At 65.2% G+C, this 21629-nt stretch carries 8 protein-coding genes; all 8 read left to right on the forward strand.

The genetic code is table 11. The features are described 5' to 3' along the window. The first annotated feature begins 27 nt into the window (after window positions 1-27). The 8 genes from pglW to NX1_RS10725 all read left to right on the forward strand — a co-directional run bounded on the left by pglW (window position 28) and on the right by NX1_RS10725 (window position 21571). The gene (gene pglW, locus NX1_RS10690; RefSeq protein WP_068057213.1) at window positions 28-4512 is read left to right on the forward strand and encodes a BREX system serine/threonine kinase PglW; all 4485 of its coding nucleotides are present in this window, start codon (window positions 28-30) and stop codon (window positions 4510-4512) included. Next, entirely contained in the window at window positions 4509-8156 is a 3648-nt protein-coding gene (gene pglX / locus NX1_RS10695) for a BREX-2 system adenine-specific DNA-methyltransferase PglX (protein ID WP_068057214.1), read from the forward strand. Before pglW ends, pglX begins: the two co-directional genes overlap by 4 nt. Further along, window positions 8156-12067 carry a BREX-2 system ATPase PglY gene (pglY, locus tag NX1_RS10700; RefSeq protein ID WP_068057216.1) on the forward strand — a complete coding sequence of 1304 codons (3912 nt, stop codon included), beginning with the start codon at window positions 8156-8158 and terminating at the stop codon, window positions 12065-12067. The genes pglX and pglY overlap by 1 nt, the downstream gene beginning before the upstream one ends. Beyond that, a complete protein-coding gene (pglZ, locus tag NX1_RS10705; RefSeq protein ID WP_068057218.1) occupies window positions 12064-14883 on the forward strand; it encodes a BREX-2 system phosphatase PglZ in 2820 nt (939 codons plus the stop codon). Before pglY ends, pglZ begins: the two co-directional genes overlap by 4 nt. A 257-nt stretch (window positions 14884-15140) precedes the next feature. Next, on the forward strand, window positions 15141-16937 hold the full coding sequence (locus NX1_RS10710) for a DUF262 domain-containing protein (RefSeq protein WP_218024102.1): 1797 nt from the start codon (window positions 15141-15143) through the stop codon (window positions 16935-16937). Beyond that, window positions 16934-17953 (forward strand): CBS domain-containing protein, encoded by a 1020-nt coding sequence (locus NX1_RS10715; RefSeq protein ID WP_068057220.1) that lies wholly within the window; start codon window positions 16934-16936, stop codon window positions 17951-17953. Before NX1_RS10710 ends, NX1_RS10715 begins: the two co-directional genes overlap by 4 nt. 175 nt (window positions 17954-18128) lie before the next feature. Further along, window positions 18129-19442, forward strand: coding sequence for a BREX system ATP-binding protein BrxD (brxD, locus tag NX1_RS10720; protein WP_068057222.1), 1314 nt, complete (start codon window positions 18129-18131; stop codon window positions 19440-19442). Beyond that, window positions 19439-21571: a DEAD/DEAH box helicase gene (locus tag NX1_RS10725; protein WP_068057224.1), complete on the forward strand. Its 2133-nt coding sequence runs from the start codon at window positions 19439-19441 to the stop codon at window positions 21569-21571. Before brxD ends, NX1_RS10725 begins: the two co-directional genes overlap by 4 nt. Window positions 21572-21629 lie beyond the last annotated feature (58 nt).

The raw sequence follows: 21629 nt of genomic DNA on the forward strand, positions 1-21629 counted from the left end.
GGAACGACGAGACAGGACTGCGCATCTATGGACGAGGGTCGGTGGACAACGGTCACCGAGTCGAGTTTCGAGCATGAGCGCCGGGGGCTGGAAGCGATCCGGACGCAGCTGCCGAACGTCGATCCGTGGTACGCCTGGTCGAACTTCACCTTCACCGCCAAGACAGGGCACGTGCGTGAGGTCGACCTGCTGGTGATCGCCCCGAACGGCGTGTACATGATCGAACTCAAGGACTGGAGTGGAAGGCTCACCGGCCAGGGCGGAGATTGGGTTCAAACCACCACACGCGGCGATCGCCGGTTCCACCGGAATCCACTGCATCTGGTGAACCAGAAGAGCAAGGAACTGGCGGGCCTGCTCGGCGACAACGGTGCGCGCGTCTTCCTGAACTCCGCTGTGTGCCTTACCAATGCAGGGCTGCGGTTCGAACTTCCGGCGGGTGACCGCTCGAACACGCACACGATCCGGGAGCTAATCGATCGGCTCGACGCACCGGTCCGCGACATCAAGCACACGATCAACGCCCAGCGCGCGAAAGCGATCAAGAAGGCTCTAGAGCAGGTCGGTATCCGGCGCAGCGACGCGGATTTCACCGTCGGCCCGTACCTGTTGGAGCGCAAACCGTTGGACGCGGGCCCGACTTGGCAGGACTATCTGGCCGCGCACACCGAGCTGCGTGAGCCCGTCCGCGTCCGCATCTACCTGCGTGAACGTGGCGCCGACGAGCAAGCCCGCAAATCGGTTGACGCGGCCGCTCGGCGCGAAGCCGCTGTGCTGCGCAGGTTCCGGCATCCGGGTGCCGTGCAGCTGGAGCTGTTCGACCCGTCGGGCCACATCGCGGGGCCGGCTCTCATCTTCCGCTATCACCCGGACACGCTGCACCTGGACGATTACCTCTCCCGCCATGGCGAGTCGCTTGATGTCGGTGACCGAATCGAACTCGTGCGCCAGCTCGCGGAGACGTTGCGGTCGGCGCATTCGGCCCGCCTGTATCATCGGGCGTTGGCCGCTCGCTCGATCCATGTGATTCCCCGCGCTGGTGCGGGCGAAGGCCAGCGGTGGCGCTCACCCCGGCTGCAGATCTCGGACTGGCAGGTGGCAACCCAGCGCTCGGCCGGTACGGCGCTGACCATGACGCGGCACGCCCCGACTCTGCTTTCGGCGCACCACCTGTCCACCGGTTCGGACGCCTACCTCGCGCCGGAGGTGTCGGCACCCTCCCCCGACCCCATCGCCATGGACGTCTACGGCCTGGGCATGCTGACCTACCTGCTGGTGACGGGTAGAGCTCCCGCCACCACCCAGGCGGAGCTGCTGGCCCGATTCGAGGCCGGTGAGGAACTGCGCCCGAGCGCACTGGTCGACAACCTGCCGTCGGATGTCGATCTCCTGGTGGCCGCGGCGACGGACTATCGCCCATCCAAGCGGCTCACCTCCATGGACGAGTTCCTCGAGCTGCTCGAGGATGTCGAAGAGTCGCTCACCGCTCCCGTCGAGGAAGAGGTCGTCGCCGAGGAGAAGGACCCCCTGGAAGCCGTCCCCGGTGACGTGCTCGCCGGACGCTGGCTGGTGCGCCGCCGCCTGGGCACCGGCTCGACCAGCCGGGCCCTGCTCGTGCGCGACCTGCAGGCCGAGACCGACAAGCGCGGCGCCAAAACCTATGTGGTGCTGAAGATTGCGCTCTCCGACGACCGAGCCGATGTGCTCGAGCGCGAGGCCGGAGTGCTGCGCGGCCTGCGGCGGCATTCGGGCGTGATCAACCTGGTCGACCCGGGCGTGCTGACACTCGGCGGCCGCACCACCCTGGTCCTGGAGTATGTCGGCGACGAGCAGGGACTGGACCAGGACTCGGGCCATCGCACCGAAGAGACCGTCGCCCGCGAGCTGCGCGACAACGGCCGCCTGCAGGTCGGGCGTCTGGAGACCTACAGCGACTATCTGTTCGCCGCCAGCGATTTCCTGGAGGGTGAGGGCGTCTGGCATCGCGACCTGAAACCGGACAACATCGCGATCCGCGTGCGCCCCAACCGAACCCGCGAACTCGTCCTCATCGACTTCTCGCTGGCGGGGTACCCGGTGCAGAACACCGAGGCAGGCACCGACGGCTACTTGGACCCGTTCATCGGCACCCTGATTCGCAGCGTCTACGACGCGCAGGCCGAACGCTACGCGCTGGCGGTGACGCTGCACGAGATGGCGTCGGGCGAGCTGCCACGGTGGGGCGACGGCAGCGTGTTGCCGCGCCAATTGGATCCGGCAGAGTTCCCGTACCCGGCGATTGCCGCCGACGCATTCGATCCCTCGGTGCGCGACGGGCTCGTGGGGTTCTTCCGTAAAGCACTGCATCGCGATGTCGCACAACGCTTTTCGGATCTGAAGCCGATGCGCGATGCCTGGCGCAAGATCTTCCTCGACATGAGTCGCTCGGTGCCGCCGCGGCCGCTGAGCACGCACGCTGCGCCATCCGCCGATGTGGACGAGGTGTCGCCGGAGGACCAGCGTCGCTTGATCGCCGAGCAGGCGACAGTCGAGACCCACCTGTCGCAGGCGGGTCTGACCGCCGCCACCGAGCAGTTCCTCTATGGACTGGGTGTGAACACGGTCGGTGAGCTGCTCGACTACGGCCGAGGGAAGCTGATCAACGCACCCGGCCTTGGTGCGCGAGCCCGTCGCGAGATTCAGGACCGGCTCAAGGAATGGGGTCGCCGCTTCGGCAAGGACGAGCCCGCACCGCTCACTCCGGAGGCGCGCAAGGAAGCGAAGGAGGAGCTCAACGCCGCCGAGGCCGATCTCGGCGCAGGCCTGTTACGCACACTGAGCTTGGATACTCTGGCCGCCCGTTTCGTCCCGGAGCGCAATAACAATGGCTCCAACACCAGCAAGGTCAACGCGGTGGCTCGACTGCTGCGGATTCCCGGCGCGGGCGATCTGCCCGAACTGGATGCGTGGCCGACCCAGTCGGCGGTGGCCGAAACCCTCAACCTGACCTCGGGTCGAGTCGCGCAACTGCTGAAAGCCCAACGGCAGCAGTGGAAGAGGGATCCCGCGGTGCAGGCCCTGCGCGCGCAGGTACTGGAACTGCTCGAGGGATTCGGCCGGGTCGCCGCGGCCACCGAACTCGCCGACGCCTTGATCGCCCGGCGAGGCACCCGCCTGTCCGACCGCGCCCAGCGCCGCGCGCTGGGCCTTGCGGCCGTGCGCGTCGTGGTGGAGGTCGAGCAACTGACACCGGACGAGGCCGCGCTCTACACCGCTCAGAAACGCGACTCCGGCGCCAACCCGGTGGTGGTGCTGGCCCTCGAAGCAGGCGAGGACGCCGACCCTGACACCCCGGCCGCACCGGCACTCGCCAATTACGCACTGCGCCTGGGCAAAACGGCTGATGCGCTGGCAGCGCAGGAGACTCTCCCGACAGCGGCGACCGTGTTGGATCGGCTGGGCGCGATCGATCCGCCCGCAGGCACTCCCACCTTGGACGAGCGCCGCCTCGTACAAGTGGCTGTCGGCGCATCCCGCAACGCCGCTGTGACGCCGCGCCTCGAGATCTATCCGCGCGACCTCCCGTTGGTACGCGCCGTCCGTTTGACCCAGGCCGGTCTGCTGACCCTCACCCCGGGCGTTCCACTGAAGCAGCAGGCCGGGCTGCGGGCCGAGCGCGTGTTCGAACGGATCCTGGCACGGTTCCCCGAGCTGACCATCGCGGGAAGCGACCGCGACGTGCCCACCCCGGAGTTGACGAAAGCGTTGCGCGAGGCCGGGTTCGACCTTGTGGTGGCGACCCATCCCGAGTCCCGCGTCCAGCGCTACATCCCCGAGCACGCCGACCTGCAGTCCAGCTACACCGCGCACGCACCGCGCTGGACGACCGCCGTCAACAGCCACGCGGCAGGCAGGTACGCCGACGACCCGAACCTTGCCAAGGCCGCCCGCGCCGAGGAACTGCTTACCGGAGCCGCGCCACGGGACGGTTTCCGGGTGCTCACCTCCCCGACCACACCGACCTCGGCCACCCCAGCTGCCATTCGCGAACTGCGCGAACGGTTTTCGGTGCGCCCGATGTCCGCGACGGCCCTGTTCCTGGCGAACATGCACGATCTGGTCCCGCCGGGCACCAAACCCACCTGGGAAACCATCCTGCGCGCCGATATCGCCGAGCCGGGTTCCCGCGCGGCGCTGAAGTTCAGCGAATACGCGCGCACCGCGTGGGGCCGCATCGAAACCGAGATCGCCGACAACATCGCGGGCGACGGCCCGCTGCTGCTCACCGACACGCTGGTGTTCGCCCGCTACGACGCCATGGGCGTCCTCGGCCGCCTGGCCGAACAGGCCCGCCGTGGCAAGGGCGGCCTGTGGCTGCTGTGTCCGCAGTCCGACCCCCTGCGCCAGCCGCACCTCGGTGCGGTAGCGGTGCCGTACCAGTCCGCTCTCAACGAGTGGATCCAGTTGCCCGAAGCGTGGATCCGCAACATCCATCGCGCCACCGCCTCGACCGACACAGGAGTAATCGCATGATCGACCGCGCCGCACTGCTCGCCGACCTGAAGAAGCAGGTCGTCGCGGTCGAGACCGACCTCGAGAAGCAACTACGCATCCTGCCCGAGGTCAAAGCACGCCTGCACGACGAATGGGCCCAAGCTCGCAAACTCAACCGCACCGCCGCCACCGAAATCTCGTGGCTCGGCGAACGCATCACCCAGGTCGCCGTCGCCTGGGTTCTGGGCACCGTCTTCGTCCGCTTCTGCGAAGACAACCACCTCATCGCCGACCCCTACCTCACCGGCCCCACCGACGACCGGCGCGAACTCGCCCACGCCCGCTACGACGCTTACGTCGAAACCGACCCCGACCCGACTTACCGTGGCTGGCTCGAACACGCCTTCGCTGAACTCGGCGCGGGCCAAGCAGGAAAGCTCCTCTTCGACCCCAACCACAACGCCCTCTACCAGATCCCCGTCTCCCACGACGGCGCACGAGAACTCATCGAATTTTGGCGTGCCCGCGACGAACACGGGGTTCTCGTCCACAACTTCACCGACCCCCTCGACGAAGACGGCATCAACGGCTGGGACACCCGCTTCCTCGGCGATCTCTACCAGGATCTCTCCGAGGACATACGCAAGAACTACGCTCTCCTCCAAACGCCCGAATTCGTCGAAGAGTTCATCCTCGACCGCACCCTCGAACCCGCTATCCGCGAATTCGGTTACGAGACGATCCAACTCATCGATCCGACCTGCGGATCGGGGCACTTCGTTCTCGGGGCGTTCAAGCGGTTGACACAGCGATGGGCCGAAGAGCAGCCGACGAAAGATCGGCATGAGCGCGTCCACGCCGCGTTGAACTCGGTGCACGGCGTCGACATCAACCCGTTCGCGATCGCCATCGCCCGCTTCCGCCTCCTGGTCGCCGCTATGGCCGCCGCCAATGTGCGCACGCTCGCCGAAGCCGCGCGATACGAGTGGCCGATCAAGCTGGCGGTCGGTGACTCGCTGATCAAGGCACGGCAGCTGGAGCTCACCTTCGACGGCGACCAGCGCGACCTGCTGGCCGAATTCTCCTACGCTACCGAGGATGTCCACGACTACCCGGGAATTCTCGAAACGGGCCGGTACGACGTCGTTGTCGGCAACCCGCCTTACATCACTGTCAAAGACAGGAATCTCAACGAGCTGTACCGCGGCCTGTATGACGCTTGCTCAGGCAAGTACGCACTGTCAGTGCCCTTTGCACAGAGGTTCTTCGAACTCGCAAAGCGCGGCGATTCCGAAGGCAACGGCTTCGGTCGAGTCGGACAGATCACCGCAAACTCCTTCATGAAACGCGAGTTCGGTACCAAACTAATCGAGAACTATTTTGCACACTCTGTCGAACTCACCGAGGTGATCGATACCTCCGGCGCATACATTCCAGGTCATGGCACACCGACTGTCATCCTTGTGGGGACGCGGCGCTCGGGCAAAGATCGCGCTGCGACAGTCCGCACAGTTCGAAGCGTGCAAGGTGAGCCCAAAGCTCCCACCAATCCCGAAGATGGGCTGGTTTGGCGCGCAATTGTCGAACAGATTGATAATGCCCCCAGCCTGAGCCAGTGGGTCTCGGTCGACAACCTCGATCGCGAACGATATTTCGGCAAACAACCTTGGATTCTACTTGACGGCGGCCTGGAAATGGTTCAGCAGATTGACGCCAATAGTTCAGGCCGATTGCGCTCCGTTCTGGTACGCGACATCGGATTCGCCAGCTTTCCTGGTCAGGACGATGCCTTCATCAGTACACCGGACTCACTCGCACGCCGGGGCATCAGTAAACCGATTGCCCGGTGGCTGATCATCGGGGAGGCTGTGCGCGACTGGGACACCCATTGCCGCGAACAAGCGATCGCACCTTACGATTCCGAGCTCCGACCGCTAGCCTACGACGCTATGAGCCCGTGGGGCGCCCTCCTGTGGAGAGTTCGGAGCCATCTTCGAGCAACCACCGACTTCGGTGGCAAATCCCAGCAGGACCTTGGCAAGCCGTGGTGGACGTGGTACCGATGGGTCGCGGAACGCTACCGGGTGCCGCTTTCAATCACATATGCCGAAGTTGCAACACACAACCATTTTGCACTGGACCGTGGCGGAAAGGTGTTCAATAGGACAGCCCCGGTAATCAAGCTGCCTATGGAGGCTGGCGAGGACGACCACTTGAGACTCCTCGGACTACTTAACAGCTCCACCGCCTGCTTCTGGCTGAAAATGTCGTGCCACAACAAAGGCAGCACCGTAGATTCGCGGGGAGCGCGTCAATCTCGCGTACCGTTTGATGACTTCTACCAGTTCAACGGCACCAACTTGGCAGACTTTCCACTGCCGACACGGTATCCACTCAAACTGAGTATTGAACTCGACCGACTCAGCCAGAAGCTCAACCAATCCACCCCTGAAGTTGTGTCCCAAAACCAAACACCCACGGCAGAAGCGCTCCGTGACGCGAGGCAGCACTGGGAGTCGATTCGCCGTCAGATGATCACCCTCCAAGAGGAGCTCGACTGGCATGTGTACGGGGTTTACGGACTCATTGAAGCCGGAGACCTATGCGCGCCGGGTCACGATATTCCAGCGCTTACCTTGGGCCAGCGCGCATTTGAAATTTGCCTTGCACGCCAGGTGGCCAATGGTAAGTCCTCTGCGGAGTGGTTTTCTCGCCACGACTCGAGTGCCATAACCGAAATCCCCACTCACTGGCCGGACTCGTATAGACAGGTCGTTCAACGCCGGATCGACGCGATTGGGTCAAACCGGGCAATCGGCATGATCGAGCGACCAGAGTACAAACGCCGCTGGAAGTCCGACGGCTGGGATGATCTGCAGGAGAAGGCGCTGCGCTCTTGGCTCCTCGATCGCATGGAGCGCGACCTGTGGTTCGGCGACAGCGGTCAACCGCAGATGCTGACTTTGTCCCAAATCACCGACCGCCTCGCCGCTGACGAAGACTTCGTCTCTGTCGCAACGCTATACGCACCCCGCAACGACCTGGCCCAGGTCGTGGCAGACCTGATCACCGACGAGCACGTCCCTTTCCTCGCCGCCCTGCGCTACAAGCCCACCGGCTTGAAGAAACGTGCGGACTGGGAACACGTCTGGGGCATGCAGCGCCAAGAAGACGCAATGCCCGACGGCCACGAGAAGAACAAATTCCGGGACTCCATCCCGGTACCACCCAAATACACCTCCACGGACTTCCTGCGCACCTCCTTCTGGCAGGCGCGCGGCAAACTCGACGTGCCCAAGGAGCGGTTCATCTCCTACGGCTCCACCAACGTCGCCACCCCCGCGCTCTACGGCTGGGCTGGCTGGGACCACCGCGAACAGGCAATGGCCATCGCCATCTACCTCGCCGAGAACAGCCTCTCCACCGAGGAGATCACCCCGTTCCTGGCGGGCCTGCTCGAACTTCAGCCCTGGCTGGATCAGTGGCACAACGAGGTCGACCCCAACTACGGCATTGCCCCCTCGTCCTTCCTCTCCGGCGACCGCCGAAGCATGCAAGGCGAACACGGCCTCACCGACGACGACCTCCGCAACTGGCGGCCTCAGCCCGCGACCCGAGGTCGCCGCACCACCACCAAACGCACCACGAAGAAGAAGTCCGCTGCGGCGGAGGGGGACAACTGATGGACCAGCGCCCACTTCTGCGTGACCTCATCGATATCAAGGAGCACGTCGCCGGCTCGGACTACGTGCTCACCCTCGCCGATGCGGTCACCGAGGAAGGCTCCACGAAAGCGGTTGAGGACTACGTTCTCACCGACCGACTGCTCAACAACTTCGAGGAAGCCCTCGCGCTGATCAAGTCCGCGCTCGACGGGAACACCTCGAAACCGGCGTTCTTGCACGGCTCGTTTGGTGCCGGTAAGTCGCACTTCATGGCCGTCCTCTACGCCCTGCTCTCCGGCAACCCGGTCGCCCGCTCCCGCGGCGAGTTCGATCCGGTCATCACCAAGAACGATTGGCTGTTGTCGGACGGCAAGAAGTTCCTGATGGTGCCGTATCACATGATCGACGCCAAGGCGATGGAGCAGCGGGTGCTCGGCGGCTACGTCGAGTTCGTGCGCAAGAAGCATCCGGAGGCACAGATTCCTCCGGTGTATCGCACGGACGCGCTGTTCACCGACCTGCGGGCACTGCGGGCATCGATGGGCGAGGAGCGGTTCCTCGCTGTCCTCAACCAGGATCAGGCCGACGAGGACGACGAATGGGGTGAGTCGACCGCCTTTTGGACCACCCAGAAGGTCGATACCGCCCTGGCCGCTGAGGAATCGCACGACGGCGGCGGCCTGAATCTGGTGAATCCAACGACGCCGCCGGAGTTGCGCGCCAAGCTGGTGCACGACGCGGGCACCCATCTGCTGCCGGGGTTCGCTCAGCGCGCCGCCGAGGACGAGAGCGGATTCATCTCCCTCGATGCCGGGCTCAGTGTCATTGCCGCGCATGCGAAATCGCTCGGCTACGACGCGATCATCCTCTTCCTCGACGAGCTGATCCTGTGGCTCGCCAGCCTCATTCACGACGAGAAGCGGGTGGCGCGCGAGGCCAGCAAGATCACAAACTTCCGCGAGGGTGGTGATGCTCGCCGCGCGATCCCGATCGTCTCGTTCATCGCCCGCCAGCGCGACCTGCGCGAGCTGGTCGGTGAAGAGCTCGCGGGCGCGGCGGAATCGGCGATCCAGGACGCCCTCAACCATGCCTCCGGCCGGTTCGACCTGATCAGCCTCGAGGACCGCAACCTCCCGCAGATCGCCCACGCTCGATTGCTGAAGCCGCGTGACGCCGCCGCGAGCGCGGAACTCGACGCCGCGTTCGAGAAGACCAAGAAGCTCGGGCCGAAGGTGTGGGACACGCTGCTCGGCTCCGATGAGAGCACCACCGGCGCCGACGAAGCGTCGTTCCGGTTGAGCTACCCGTTCTCCCCCGCGTTCCTCGACACCCTCGTCCATATCTCGGCGGCCCTGCAGCGTTCCCGCACCGGTCTGAAGCTGATGGGCCAGCTGCTCGCCGACCACCGCAACGAGTTGCGCCTCGGCGACCTGGTTCCGCTGGGTGATCTCTACCAGCAGCTCACCCGCGGCGGTGACCGGCCGTTCGTCGCCGACAAGAAGGTGCTCTTCGACGCCGCAGACAAGCTGTACAAGACGCGGCTGCGCCCGTACCTGCTCAGCTCGTGCGAGGTCACCGAAGACGACATCGACGCCTACGTCAACCGGCGCGAGACCATCACCGATCCGAAGCTCGCAGGCAACTGCAAGAAGTTCGTGGGCCAGAACCGGCTTGCCTGCACGGTACTGTTGGCGGCACTGGCTCCCAGCGTTCCGGCGTTGCGCGACTTGACCATTCGCCGTCTCGGGGCGCTCAACCACGGCTCGATCACGACCATGATCCCCGGGCGGGAGGAGGGCGTGATCAAGGACATGATCGGTGAGTGGGCATCCCGATTCCCGGAGATCAAGCTCACCGGCACCGACGCGAATCCCGGTGTGCGCCTGGAACTCTCCGGTGTCGATGTGGAGTCGGTGATCGCCAACGCGCAGGTCAACGACAACCCGGCCAACCGGCTCGCGCTCGCTCGCGACCTGCTCGCGGAGGAGTTCGGGCTGGATCGCGCCAACGGCCGATTCGATGCCGACGAACTACGTTTCGTCTGGCGCGGGTCGAACCGCATCGCGGAAGTGGTCTTCGGGAACGTCAGCGATGAGGATGCCCTGCCCAACCACGACCTGCAGCCCGCCTACGAGGGCCGTTGGCGCATCGTCGTCGACCTGCCCTACGACGAGGGCATCCTCGGGCCGGTCGAGGACGCCGACCGCATCCGGCGGCTCAGGGAGGAACAGGGCGACAACCATCCGCGCACCGTCGCCTGGCTGCCGTCGCACCTGACCAAGCCACGCTGGGAGGACTTCCGCCGCCTGCTCGTGGTCACCAAGGCACTCGCCGACCCGTATCGGTTCGACACCCAGTACGCCCAGCACCTCAATCCCGACAACCGGGCCAGCGCGAAGCAGCTGCTGGAGTCCCAGCGCGAGACCCTGCGCAAGCGAGTGCTGGCCACGTTCAAGCAGGCGTACGGCTTGGCCGAACGCAAGCCCGACGACGTGACGAACGAATTGGACCGGCTGTTTCACCCGCTGCCCGATATCGACGGTCTCACCGTCTCCATCGGCCAGTCGATGCACGACGCCATCCGCACACTCGCGAGCAAACTACTCGCTCACCAATTCCCGGAGCACCCGAACCTCGACCCGGACGGCACCGGGACTGCGGTCAAGGCCGCCGACGCGAAAACCGTTCTCGCGCAGGTGAAGGGCGCGGCCGAGGCGCGGGACAACCGCTTCGAGGTCCCGGCGAAGGACCGCGCGCTCATGCGCCGGGTCGCCGAGCCTCTCGGTCTGGGCCAGCAGAAGGAGGCCTACTTCGAGCTGTCGAAGCGGTGGGCCGACCACTTCCGCAAGTCGGCGCAGAACGCGGGCAGCACCGGCGACCTGTCGGTGATCTCGCTCGGCGACTGGATCGACCTGCCGCAACCGCGCGGCCTGGAGCAGCACATCGCCAATCTGGTGATCGCGTCCTTCGCCGAAATGGACGACCGGATCTGGGTGCGCGGCGGTGTGCCGATCGACGCGCCGGAACTCACGAAAATCCAGGCCGGCGACGCGCTGCGCACTCAACCGCTGCCGAGCGAATCGGATTGGGACACCGCCCGAAACCGGTTCGAAGTCATCTTCGGTGAGAAGGCGCCGACGCTGCGGCGAGGCGGGCCGGTGCAGCTGTTCGCCCGGCAAATCAACAGCGCCGCCACGAAGTACCACGATCTTGCGGCACGACTCGTCGAACAGTTGGAGAAGCACGCCGATTTCCTCCGGCTCGACGACAGCGAACCCGGCGAGCGGCTCGCTCTCGCTCGTCGCTCGCTCGAGCTGCTGTCGGCTCTCGCGTCTGCCGGTGCGGGCGGGTCCGCCGGTGCCAAGAAGACCGTCGAAGCGCTCGCGCACTTCGACCTCGCCGACGTCAATGCGGACCGGTACGCCACCTCGATCAAGTCGGCGGAGACGGTGATCACGGCGCTCACTCACGCTGCCTGGCGCAATCTGGAGCAGGCGAGTTTGCTCGGCCCCGAGGGTGCCAAGTTGTTGGACTCGCTGCGCACCGTCGCCCGAGCCGATCAGCGCTCCGCCGATCTGGCAGAGGCACTTCGCAGCACTGACGCCAAGGTCACCGAGCTGACCACGCGGCGGCTTCGCGAGGAGGCCGCGCGCAATCAGCAGGCGGCCACAGTAACGCCGCCACCACCGGTATCCGGCCAGACCACCGAGGCCGCGACCGGTGCGGACGACATCGACCTGGTGACTCCTTCCAGCAACCCGCCGCTGGACGGCAGCACACCGCATTCGGACAAGCGTTCTACTCGCCGGTCCGGCAAATACACCACTACGGCTGGTGATGCGGTGGCGAAGTTCTCCGCCGACTTGGCGGAGCTGGCCGAACTGGAGCCCGGCGCCTCGATCGAAATCCTGTGGAAGGTCATCGAATGACCGGTACCACCGTGACCACTGCGCTGCGGCTGTCGAGAACGACCGTCGCGCAGTATCTCTCGTCGCACAAGCGGCTGAAGGAGGTCGTCGGTACGCCAGGTGACCCGGTCACGCTGCTGTTGCGTGGCGAACCTGAGTGGGAGGGCGACCCCGTCTTGGCCCTCGCGGACGGTCGCCGCGTGCGGGTATCGGTCGGCGCTTCGCCGCTGTCGGTGCATGAAACAGTTCTCGCGCACGCTCGTGAGATCAGCCCCGATCCGCGAGTACTGGTGGTGCTGACCGGTGTCGAGGAACACGACCTCGATCCGGCCATTCTCGTGCGTACCCACCGCGGTCGCGTACACACGGTGGACCGATGGGACATCGTGCGGGAAACTTTCGGCGCCACCGAGGTCGACCCCCGGCTCAAGCGGGAAGGGTGGGCATGCGAGGCGCTGCTCGATGCCGCCGGAGCGCAGGGGTGGCCGACCACGCTCGCCGGCGGTGTTCTCTCCCGCACCCCTGCCCTGGCCACGCTGGCCACCCGCCGACTGGGCATCCAGGCCGCGGTCGACCGAATCGATCCCCTCAGCCTGCTCGAATGGTCTCAACGGCCGGGTGGACCGCAGCTCCTGCTGGATCTGCGTGCTCCCGAACGTGACGGGCTCACCGAATTCCTCAGCGAGAACGAGCAATCCGGCGCAACCGGTGCTGTTGTGACAGCGCTCGTGCGCACCGGGCACGGCGCAGAAGCCATCGCCTACGGCTTGGTGTGCGCGACCCTGTGGCGGCATGCCATCGCGGACAACGCGGTGTATCAGGCGCGCGGGCGGGTCGAGCGCTGGCTCGGCGACCATCCGCCTGCGGTGGGTGGCGAACTGGACCGCCTGCTGGCGACCTTCGGCCGCACCTGCGAGGACTACGTCCGGGATCTGCTGGTGAAGGCACGTTCCTCGGCCGACCTGCACGACGAAGCTGAAGAATCCGCTCGGCACGCCCGCAAAATAGCGGATACCGTGCTCACACAGGCCGATCTTCTCGTCCGCCAGTTCGGTGCGGGCACGGCCGCGGAACACAGTCCGCTGCTCACCGCGGGCCTCGAGGCCCGACTCACGGCCGCGGGCAAAGCCCTCGGTCGCGGCAAGGCCGAGGAGATCGACAAGGCCGTGGCCGCTCTGCGCGCACACGACCTCGCCGCAGACCATCGTGTCCGCATCGGCCGAGTTCGGATGGCTCAACGCCTCACCCGGTGGCTCGACACCGATCCCGACCCGACCGGTGGCAGCGTCGCTGCAGCACTCGACCGGCAGATGCGGGACACCGCTTGGGCCGACCGCGCCCTCGACTACCTCGATGCCGGCGGCGATGACGACGCCGCCCTACGCGTCGCCTACGACACCATTGCCACCCGAGCCCGCACGATCCGCCGTGAATTCGACCGTGAGTTCGCGGAAAACCTTGCGGTCTGGACCGAATCGGGAACGTCGCCCGGCAAGATGTTGACGGTCGAGAGTTTCTTGCATCGTGTGGTTCGCCCGCTCGCCTCCGATCACCGTGTGCTGCTGATCGTCGTGGACGGCATGAGCGCCTCCATCGCGACCGAGCTGGCCGGAGAACTACGCAGCACCTTCGCCGAATACGATCCCCTGCCCGGCGAGGGGAAGCCCTACCGCCGCTGTATGGCTGCGGCGCTGCCGAGTCTGACCGCGGTCTCGCGCACTTCGCTGTTCGCGGGCAAACTCATGAAGGGCGATCAGAAGACAGAGGAACGTCTCTTTCCCCAGCATCCGTTCTGGGGCGCGAAGCGGGCCGAGGTCTTCCACAAGAACGACCTGCGCAGCAAGCCCGGCGAGCGGTTCGGAGCAGACCTGAGTGCGGCTCTCGCCGATCCCGGCTGCCATGTCGCCGTGGTGCTCAACACCATCGACGACCGCCTCGCCAAAGAAGCCAAACTCGACGACTCCGGCTGGGAGACACGAGAAATCGGCGATCTGCGGGCCTTGGTCTCGGTGGCGACGGGGCAGGGCATGGTCGTTCTCATCACCAGCGACCATGGCCATGTCATCGACCGGCACGGTGTGCTCGTCGAGGCGGACAACGTCGAGTCGGCACGGCACCGCCTGCCCGCTGCCGAGTTCGACCAGCGCACCGAAACCGAGATCGCGCTGCACGGGCCCCGTGTCGTCTGGCCGGAGCCCGGCGCCTCGATTGTCGCATTGTGGGACAACGACTCCCGCTACACCGCTCAGAAGGCGGGGTATCACGGCGGCGCTGCCCTGGCGGAGATCACCATCCCTGTGCTGGCGTTCCTGCCGTTCGGCGCCACACCGCCCGTCGGCTGGCGGGAACTGGGTGACCAGCGGCCCGAATGGTGGCGCGACGGTACCGAATCGCTGCCCCAGCACCCGACCCCCGCTGTCGAACACAAGGCACGGACTCGCGTCGCCAGCAAGGCGGCCGAGAAGCAGACCGATCAGATCACTCTGGACATTCCGCTGCTCAGCGCCCCAGCCCTGCCGCCGCAGACGAACGCCGCCGACGAGCTGGTCACCGGACTGCTCGCTTCGGAGGTGTTCGCCGCGCAGCTGGAGCAACTGGCGCGGAAACCGGCAACCACCAAGCTGGAGAAGGCGATTCGGGCACTGCTCGACGGACCGCAGTCGACCACCGCGCTCGCCCAACGGGTCGGCGACCCACCGACCCGCGCCGGCGGCTTCGCGGCCGTACTCGGGCAGCTGCTCAATGTAGACGGAGCGCAGGTGCTCGAGACTCTGCCGGACGGCCGGACGCTGCGGCTGCATGTCGGGCTACTGCGTACCCAGTTCGGGCTGCGATGAGCGCAGGGCGTCGCCGGCGATGTCCGTTCGGTACATCGTCGTCGGTGCCTGGCCGATGGCGCAGCCGCAGAATTGCTCGGTACGCGAAACCCCTACGGAAACGGATCCGCTCGATGTTGAATCGACACGCGGTGCACCTGGGCAAAGCAGACTGGGACCAGTAGTCTCCTGTAGCCGAAAGACCTTGGTACACAGACGATGACAGATCGCGATCTCCGACGGTAACGTCGGAGACATCAGACGGGGGGAACTATCCCTTGGCGCTCGACAACCCGATGCTGCGGACCCTGTTGGAACGCATCCACTCCGGCGAACTCCAGCTGCCGGACTTCCAACGCGAGTGGAAATGGGACGACCAACGCATCCGAGAGCTGATCGCCACGGTCACTCTGAACTACCCGCTCGGCGTGGTGATGACACTGGACACCGGAGGCGCAACCCGCTTCCGTACCAGGCCACTGACCGGTGCCGAAATGGCGGGGCACGTCGAGCCCGGTGTGCTGCTGCTGGACGGACAGCAGAGGCTCACCTCCCTGTATCAGTCACTGTTCCTCGACAGGCCGGTCCGCACCGTCGACTCGCGTGGTAACGAGATGGAACGGTGGTATTACGTCGATATCGTCAAGTCCGTCGGTTCACCGACGGACCGCGACGACGCCATCGTGTCGGTCCCAGCAGACAAGGTCGTCCGGACCGGCCATGGCCGCCGACCGGGCCTGGATCTCAGCGATGTCGCCGCCGAATGCACTGCCGCGTACTTCCCGCTGCACATTGTGTTCGACATCAACCAGGTCCACTCGTGGCAACGTGCGTTCACCGAAGCGGATCCCGGCCGCAACTGGCCCATCTGGTCCGAATTCGAAAGACAGGTCATCCAGCATGTGCGGTCGTACGCCGTTCCAATGATCCGACTCGGCGCGGAAACCTCGACAGACGCGGTCTGTTCCGTTTTCGAACGGGTGAACACTGGCGGTGTACCGCTGAACGTCTTCGAGCTGCTGACCGCGACCTACTCCGGTGATCGGGAATACGAAACCCAACACGGCGACTACTACCGGCTGCCCGAGGTATGGAGCGACATCAAGAAGGGCCTGGCAACGGCTCGGCACGTATTCGGCAATGTCGACGCCGGCATCGAGAACGGGCTCACCAGTAGTGATTTTCTGCAGGCAGTCGCTCTGGTGCGCACGTGGAAGATCAAGCAACATCGCCCGACAGCGCCGGTCTCGTGCAAACGCCGCGATCTGCTCACCCTGCCGCTGCACGACTTCGACCAGCTCGCACCGGCCGTGCGCGACGCGTTCGCCTGGGTGGGGGAATTCCTGGCCGAGCAGTGCATCGTGACACCGGCCGATCTGCCCTACCGCTCGCAGCTGATACCACTGGCCGCCGTGCGCGCCATCCTCGCGGAGCGAACCGACGAGCCTGAGATGCGCGCGCGGCTCACTCGTTGGTACTGGTGTGGCGTTCTCGGCGAGATGTACGGCGGGTCGACGGAGAGCCGGTTCACCCGCGACGTCGAGCAGCTGATCGCATGGCAGGACGCCCAAACGACCGTTCCCGACACTATCAGCGAAGCGATCTTCGTCGCCGACCGAATGGACACGTTGAGCACCCGCAACAGTGCCGCGTACAAGGGCATCATCGCTCTGCTGATCAAACAGGGAGCCACCGACTGGTACTTCGCTACGGATCCACTCACCGAGGCGACCTTGGTTCAATACGCCGTCGACATACGTCAGATCTTCCCGAAACAGTGGCTCGCCCGGCGCGGAGTACCCAACTGGCAGGCAACGTCGATCGTGAACAAGACACCGCTGTCAGATCGCGCCAACAAGAGCCTTGTCGGCCCGCCCAGTCGGTATCTGCCAGTTCTGGCGAGCGAATGCGGCACACGTAATGAATGGTTCGACGACGTGGTGGCCACCCACCTGATCGATCCCACGCTGTTGCACGCCGACGACTTCGACGAGTTCTACCGCGATCGCAAAGCACAGCTGCTGAAGCTCGTCGCCGAGGCGATGGGCAAGAGTACGTTCGGAGGCACGAAGTGACCTCAGTGCCGACACCGCAGCAGTTGCAGGCACTCGTCGATACGAGTATGCCGGTGAAGGATTTGTTGGAATACTTCGGTTTCCGCAGACGAACCTATGACACCGTACCCGTGATCAGCAAGGCACTACAGGCCGCCGGGCTGACTACGACTCCGGGCTTCGCGACGTGCCATCGGGACACACTGATCATGATTGTCGACATCGACAACACAACAGTGGAGACCGACGACGACGAGAGCTGCGACGACTTCCTCCCCGGAACCTTGCCGCAACGCCCGTTTCTGGTCGGGGATCTGCCATCGGCTCGTGGTCGGCTGATCTCGGTGACCTCCGATGTGTCACTTGCCAAAGCGGTCCACTTGATGCGAAGTCACGACATCTCTCAGATACCCGTCATCGACGGCTCGTCGGACCTCAAAGGAGTAGTGACCTGGCAGTCGGTAGCCGCGCTACGGGAAAAACCGCACCTGCAAGCGAAGTTGGCCGATGCGACGGTCGGAACCGTCGACAGCGCGGAGACGCATCAGGAGCTCTTCCCCAGGTTGCAGATCATCGAAAAGCAAGGATTTTTGCTGATCCGGGAAAGAACCGGTGTTTTCAGCGGCATCATCACAACTGCCGATGTCACAGCCCATTTCCATCAGAGCGCTCTGCCGTTCTTTCTCGTCGGTGAAATCGAAGGCAAGCTACGCAGACTGCTCAGCCCGATCAGCCCGGAAGCGATCGAGCTCGTCCAACACGATAAACAGAAGACGGGCAACATCAACGATCTAATGTTCGGCCAGTACGAGATGCTGCTCCGGCACAACCATACGAAAACGAAACTTGCTGCGAGCGCGGACGCCAACTGGCAGTGCCTCGGCTGGAGCACCGTCGATCGCAGCCTGTTCGTGGCACAGCTGGCTCGGGTCCGCGCAATCCGGAACGTCATTGCGCACTTCAGCCCCCAGCAACTCCCCGAATCCGACTTGAACGAGCTGCGAAGCTTCGCCCAACTGCTCAACCACCTGATGTAGGCGACGATCCGCGGCGCCTGTCCACGCTGCGAGCCCGCCGCGTCGGCGGCACTGATTTCGCCGCGGACTGGGGACCCCGATCCGCATCTGCCAACACGTTCGCAATCCCCGACTTAGCGGAGTAGACGTTCGCTCCTCGATTCGGCGTCATCTCTGCCCATGCGAGACTGTCCAGGTGAGTAGCCAGCCAACCCAGGTCAGCGCGGCCCGGCGTCGCGCGGTCATCGATGCGCTGCGGCGGGGCGCGGTGCCGGAGAGCGGACTGGACCTGCTCGCTACCGGGCTCGACCGATTCGAGGCCGCCCTCGACGCGGAACTCGACGTGGTCGAGTCCGGCGGGTCGGTGTTCAAAGCGGTTCGTGGTGAATACGGATCCGGTAAGACGTTCTTCTCGCGATGGCTGGGCGAGCGTGCGAAGCGGCGCAACTTCGCGGTGTCGGAGGTTCAGATCTCCGAAACCGAGACACCGCTGCACAAGCTGGAAACGGTGTATCGGCGGCTCACCGAGAGGCTCACGACGGCGAGCTTCCCGCCGAGCGCGCTTCGCTCGGTTGTGGACGCCTGGTTCTACGCGCTCGAGGAAGACGCTCTCACCGCCGGCGCTGACGAAGACTCGCTCGTCGGCGCTGTCGACGAACTAATGACCGCCCGGCTGGTCGAGGTCTCGCGCCATGCGCCTTCCTTCGCGACGGCGCTACGGGGATACCGCACGGCGCTGGTCAACGGTGACGAAGCTACAGCCGCCGCGATCCTGGCATGGCTGGGCGGACAGCCGAATGTGGCCGCCGCCGCCAGGCGGGCCGCGGGTGTGCGAGGCGAACTCGACCACTTCGGCGCCTTCGGGTTCCTCCAAGGCCTGCTCACCGCGTTGCGCGACAGTGGTCATCGGGGTCTGCTGCTCGTGCTCGATGAGGTGGAGACCTTGCAGCGAGTGCGGTCCGATGCCAGGGACAAAGCCCTCAACGCCCTGCGTCAGCTCATCGACGAGGTCTACTCCGGCCGGTTCCCTGGGTTGTATCTGCTCATCACTGGCACGCCCGCGTTCTACGACGGGCAGCAAGGGGTGCAGCGTCTGGCGCCGCTGGCGCAGCGTCTTGCCACGGATTTCACCACGGATCCGCGCTTCGACAACCCCCGCGCCGTGCAGCTCCGGTTGCCGGGGTTCACGATGGATTCGCTTGTTGCGCTAGGTATTACGATCCGCGAACTGTATGCCGACGGTAGTGAGCACCCCGAACGGATCCGTGACATCGCCGACGACGCCTACATCGCCGATCTTGCCCAAGCTGTGAGCGGTACTCTCGGCGGTAAGGTCGGTGTCGCGCCCCGATTGTTTCTCAAGAAGCTCGTTGGCGACGTTCTGGATCGCATCGACCAGTTCCCCGACTTCGATCCGCGACAGCATTACAAGCTCACCGTCGGCACCTCCGAACTGACCAACGCCGAGCGCAATCTCGTTCGTGCCGACGACATCGACCTGAAACTGTGACCGACGAGCCGTGGGATCGCCTCCACCCGGTGGTGGTCCACCACATCGTCAACACGCTGGGCTGGCCAGGCCTTAGACCACTGCAACAGGACGCCATCGCACCGCTGGTCGACGGTGCGGACGCCGTTCTCCTCGCGCCGACAGCGGGCGGAAAGACGGAGGCGGCTTGCTTTCCGCTGTTGAGCGCCATGGAACAGCAGCACTGGACCGGCATTTCGGTGCTGTACCTGTGCCCGCTGAAGGCACTGCTGAACAACCTGGTCACGCGGATCGACTCGTATGCGCAGTGGCTCGGCAGGCGTGCGGCGCTCTGGCACGGCGACGTCACGGACTCCAAGCGCGATCGCCTCCGCCGCGAGCACCCCGATATCCTCCTGACGACGCCGGAGGCGTTGGAAGCCATGCTGATCGGCACGAAGACCGACCACAACGAGTTGCTCGGCAATATCCGCGCTGTCGTCGTCGACGAGGTCCACGCCTTCGCCGGTGACGACCGTGGTTGGCATCTGCTGGCTGTGCTGGAACGTCTACAGCGAGTCACTGGGCGTCCAATTCAGCGCGTCGGCTTGTCCGCCACGGTCGGCAACCCGAACGATCTTCTCACTTGGCTACAGGGGTCAGGGGCAAGCACCCGCCCCGCCCGAGTCGTCGCTCCGGGTGTCACGCTGCCGTTAGCGGCGAAGAGCGCCGCTCCCCCGCCGGGGGAAGTCGAACTCGACTATGTCGGCTCACTCGACAATGCCGCCAAAGTGATCGCGGCGTTGCATCGGGGCGAGAAACGCCTGGTCTTCTGCGACTCCCGACGACAAGTCGAACACTTGGGCGCCGCGCTGCGGGAACGCGAGGTAACGGTGTTCCTCTCCCATTCGTCGCTCTCCGTCGACGAACGCACGCGCGCCGAACAGGCGTTCGCCGAGGCACGGGACTGCGTGATCGTCTCCACATCGACCCTCGAGCTCGGCATCGACGTCGGCGACCTGGACCGGGTGATCCAGATCGACTCACCCACGACGGTCGCGTCATTCCTCCAGCGAACTGGACGCACCGGCCGCCGCGCCGACAGCACCCGTAATTGCCTGTTCTTGGCAACCACCGACGATGCCCTTGTCCAAGCCGCGGGGCTGCTGCTTCTCTGGGGCCGCGGTTGGATCGAACCTATTACTCCGCCACCCGAGCCGAGACACCTTGTCGCCCAGCAGCTGCTGGCCGTCACGTTGCAGCACCACAGCATCGGCGACCGCCTCTGGACACACGAGTGGAATGATCTGGCCCCCTTCGACGAATCCGCCTCGCCGATACTGCGGCATCTGCTCGCCCAGGGATATCTAGACGAAGACGGCGGACTGCTCCACGTGGGCCCGGCCGCCGAAAAGCGGTTCGGCCGCAAGCATTTCCTCGATCTCACGGCGGCCTTCACAGCACCACCGCAGTTCACTGTCCTCGCTGGGCGCCAGGAGATCGGCCACACCGACCCCTCGGTTCTGACCGACGACAGCCCTGGCCCGCGGCGACTGCTGCTCGCCGGGCGCAGCTGGCAGGTCACCTACATCGACTGGAGTCGGCGCCGCGCATTCGTGGAACCGGCGCAGACCGGGGGCGTGGCGAAATGGTCGAATCTGGGCCTTAGAGGTTTGTCGTTCGAACTCGCGCGCGCAATACGCGATGTGTATCTCGGTGCGGACCCGCCGGTCGACTTGACCCGTCGGGCCAGGACGCAACTGGCCGACATCCGAGCCCCCGAAGGAACAGGCAATGCCCGCGCGGAGGCGACGGTCGTTCACCGGGACGAAGAACGGGTTTACTGGTGGACCTGGGCGGGATTCCGAGCCAACGCCACATTGGCCGCATCGCTGCCCGACATCGTCTATCCGAATCAGCGGCCGAACGATTTCAGCATCCGACTGCGACCGGATCTGACGATAGACATGTGGCGAAGCGCGCTGGCCGAACGGCGCGAGCTCCTGCCGTCCCTCGTGTTGCCAGAGGTCGACGGGCGTGCGGCGCGCGGGTTGAAGTTCTCCGACGTCCTACCGGACGAGGTCGCAACGGCGATTGTGTCCGCTCGTCTCGCCGATCTCGACTCTGCGCGGAGGGTGCTTGGGGAGAACACGGCGTTCTACACCATCTGATTTGCAACGAGCTCCGCACGTCGAGGCTGGGGCAATGACACATCACCGAGCTGGACCC

Origin of the sequence: Nocardia xishanensis NBRC 101358 (assembly GCF_001613365.1) — a bacterium.
Lineage (GTDB): Bacteria > Actinomycetota > Actinomycetes > Mycobacteriales > Mycobacteriaceae > Nocardia > Nocardia xishanensis.

Bases quoted from the DNA above. Each gene is read 5' to 3' on its own strand.
- pglW (WP_068057213.1), top strand. From the start codon at position 28: ATGGACGAGGGTCGGTGGACAACGGTCACCGAGTCGAGTTTCGAGCAT.
- pglY (WP_068057216.1), top strand. From the start codon at position 8,156: ATGGACCAGCGCCCACTTCTGCGTGACCTCATCGATATCAAGGAGCAC.
- pglX (WP_068057214.1), top strand. From the start codon at position 4,509: ATGATCGACCGCGCCGCACTGCTCGCCGACCTGAAGAAGCAGGTCGTC.
- pglZ (WP_068057218.1), top strand. From the start codon at position 12,064: ATGACCGGTACCACCGTGACCACTGCGCTGCGGCTGTCGAGAACGACC.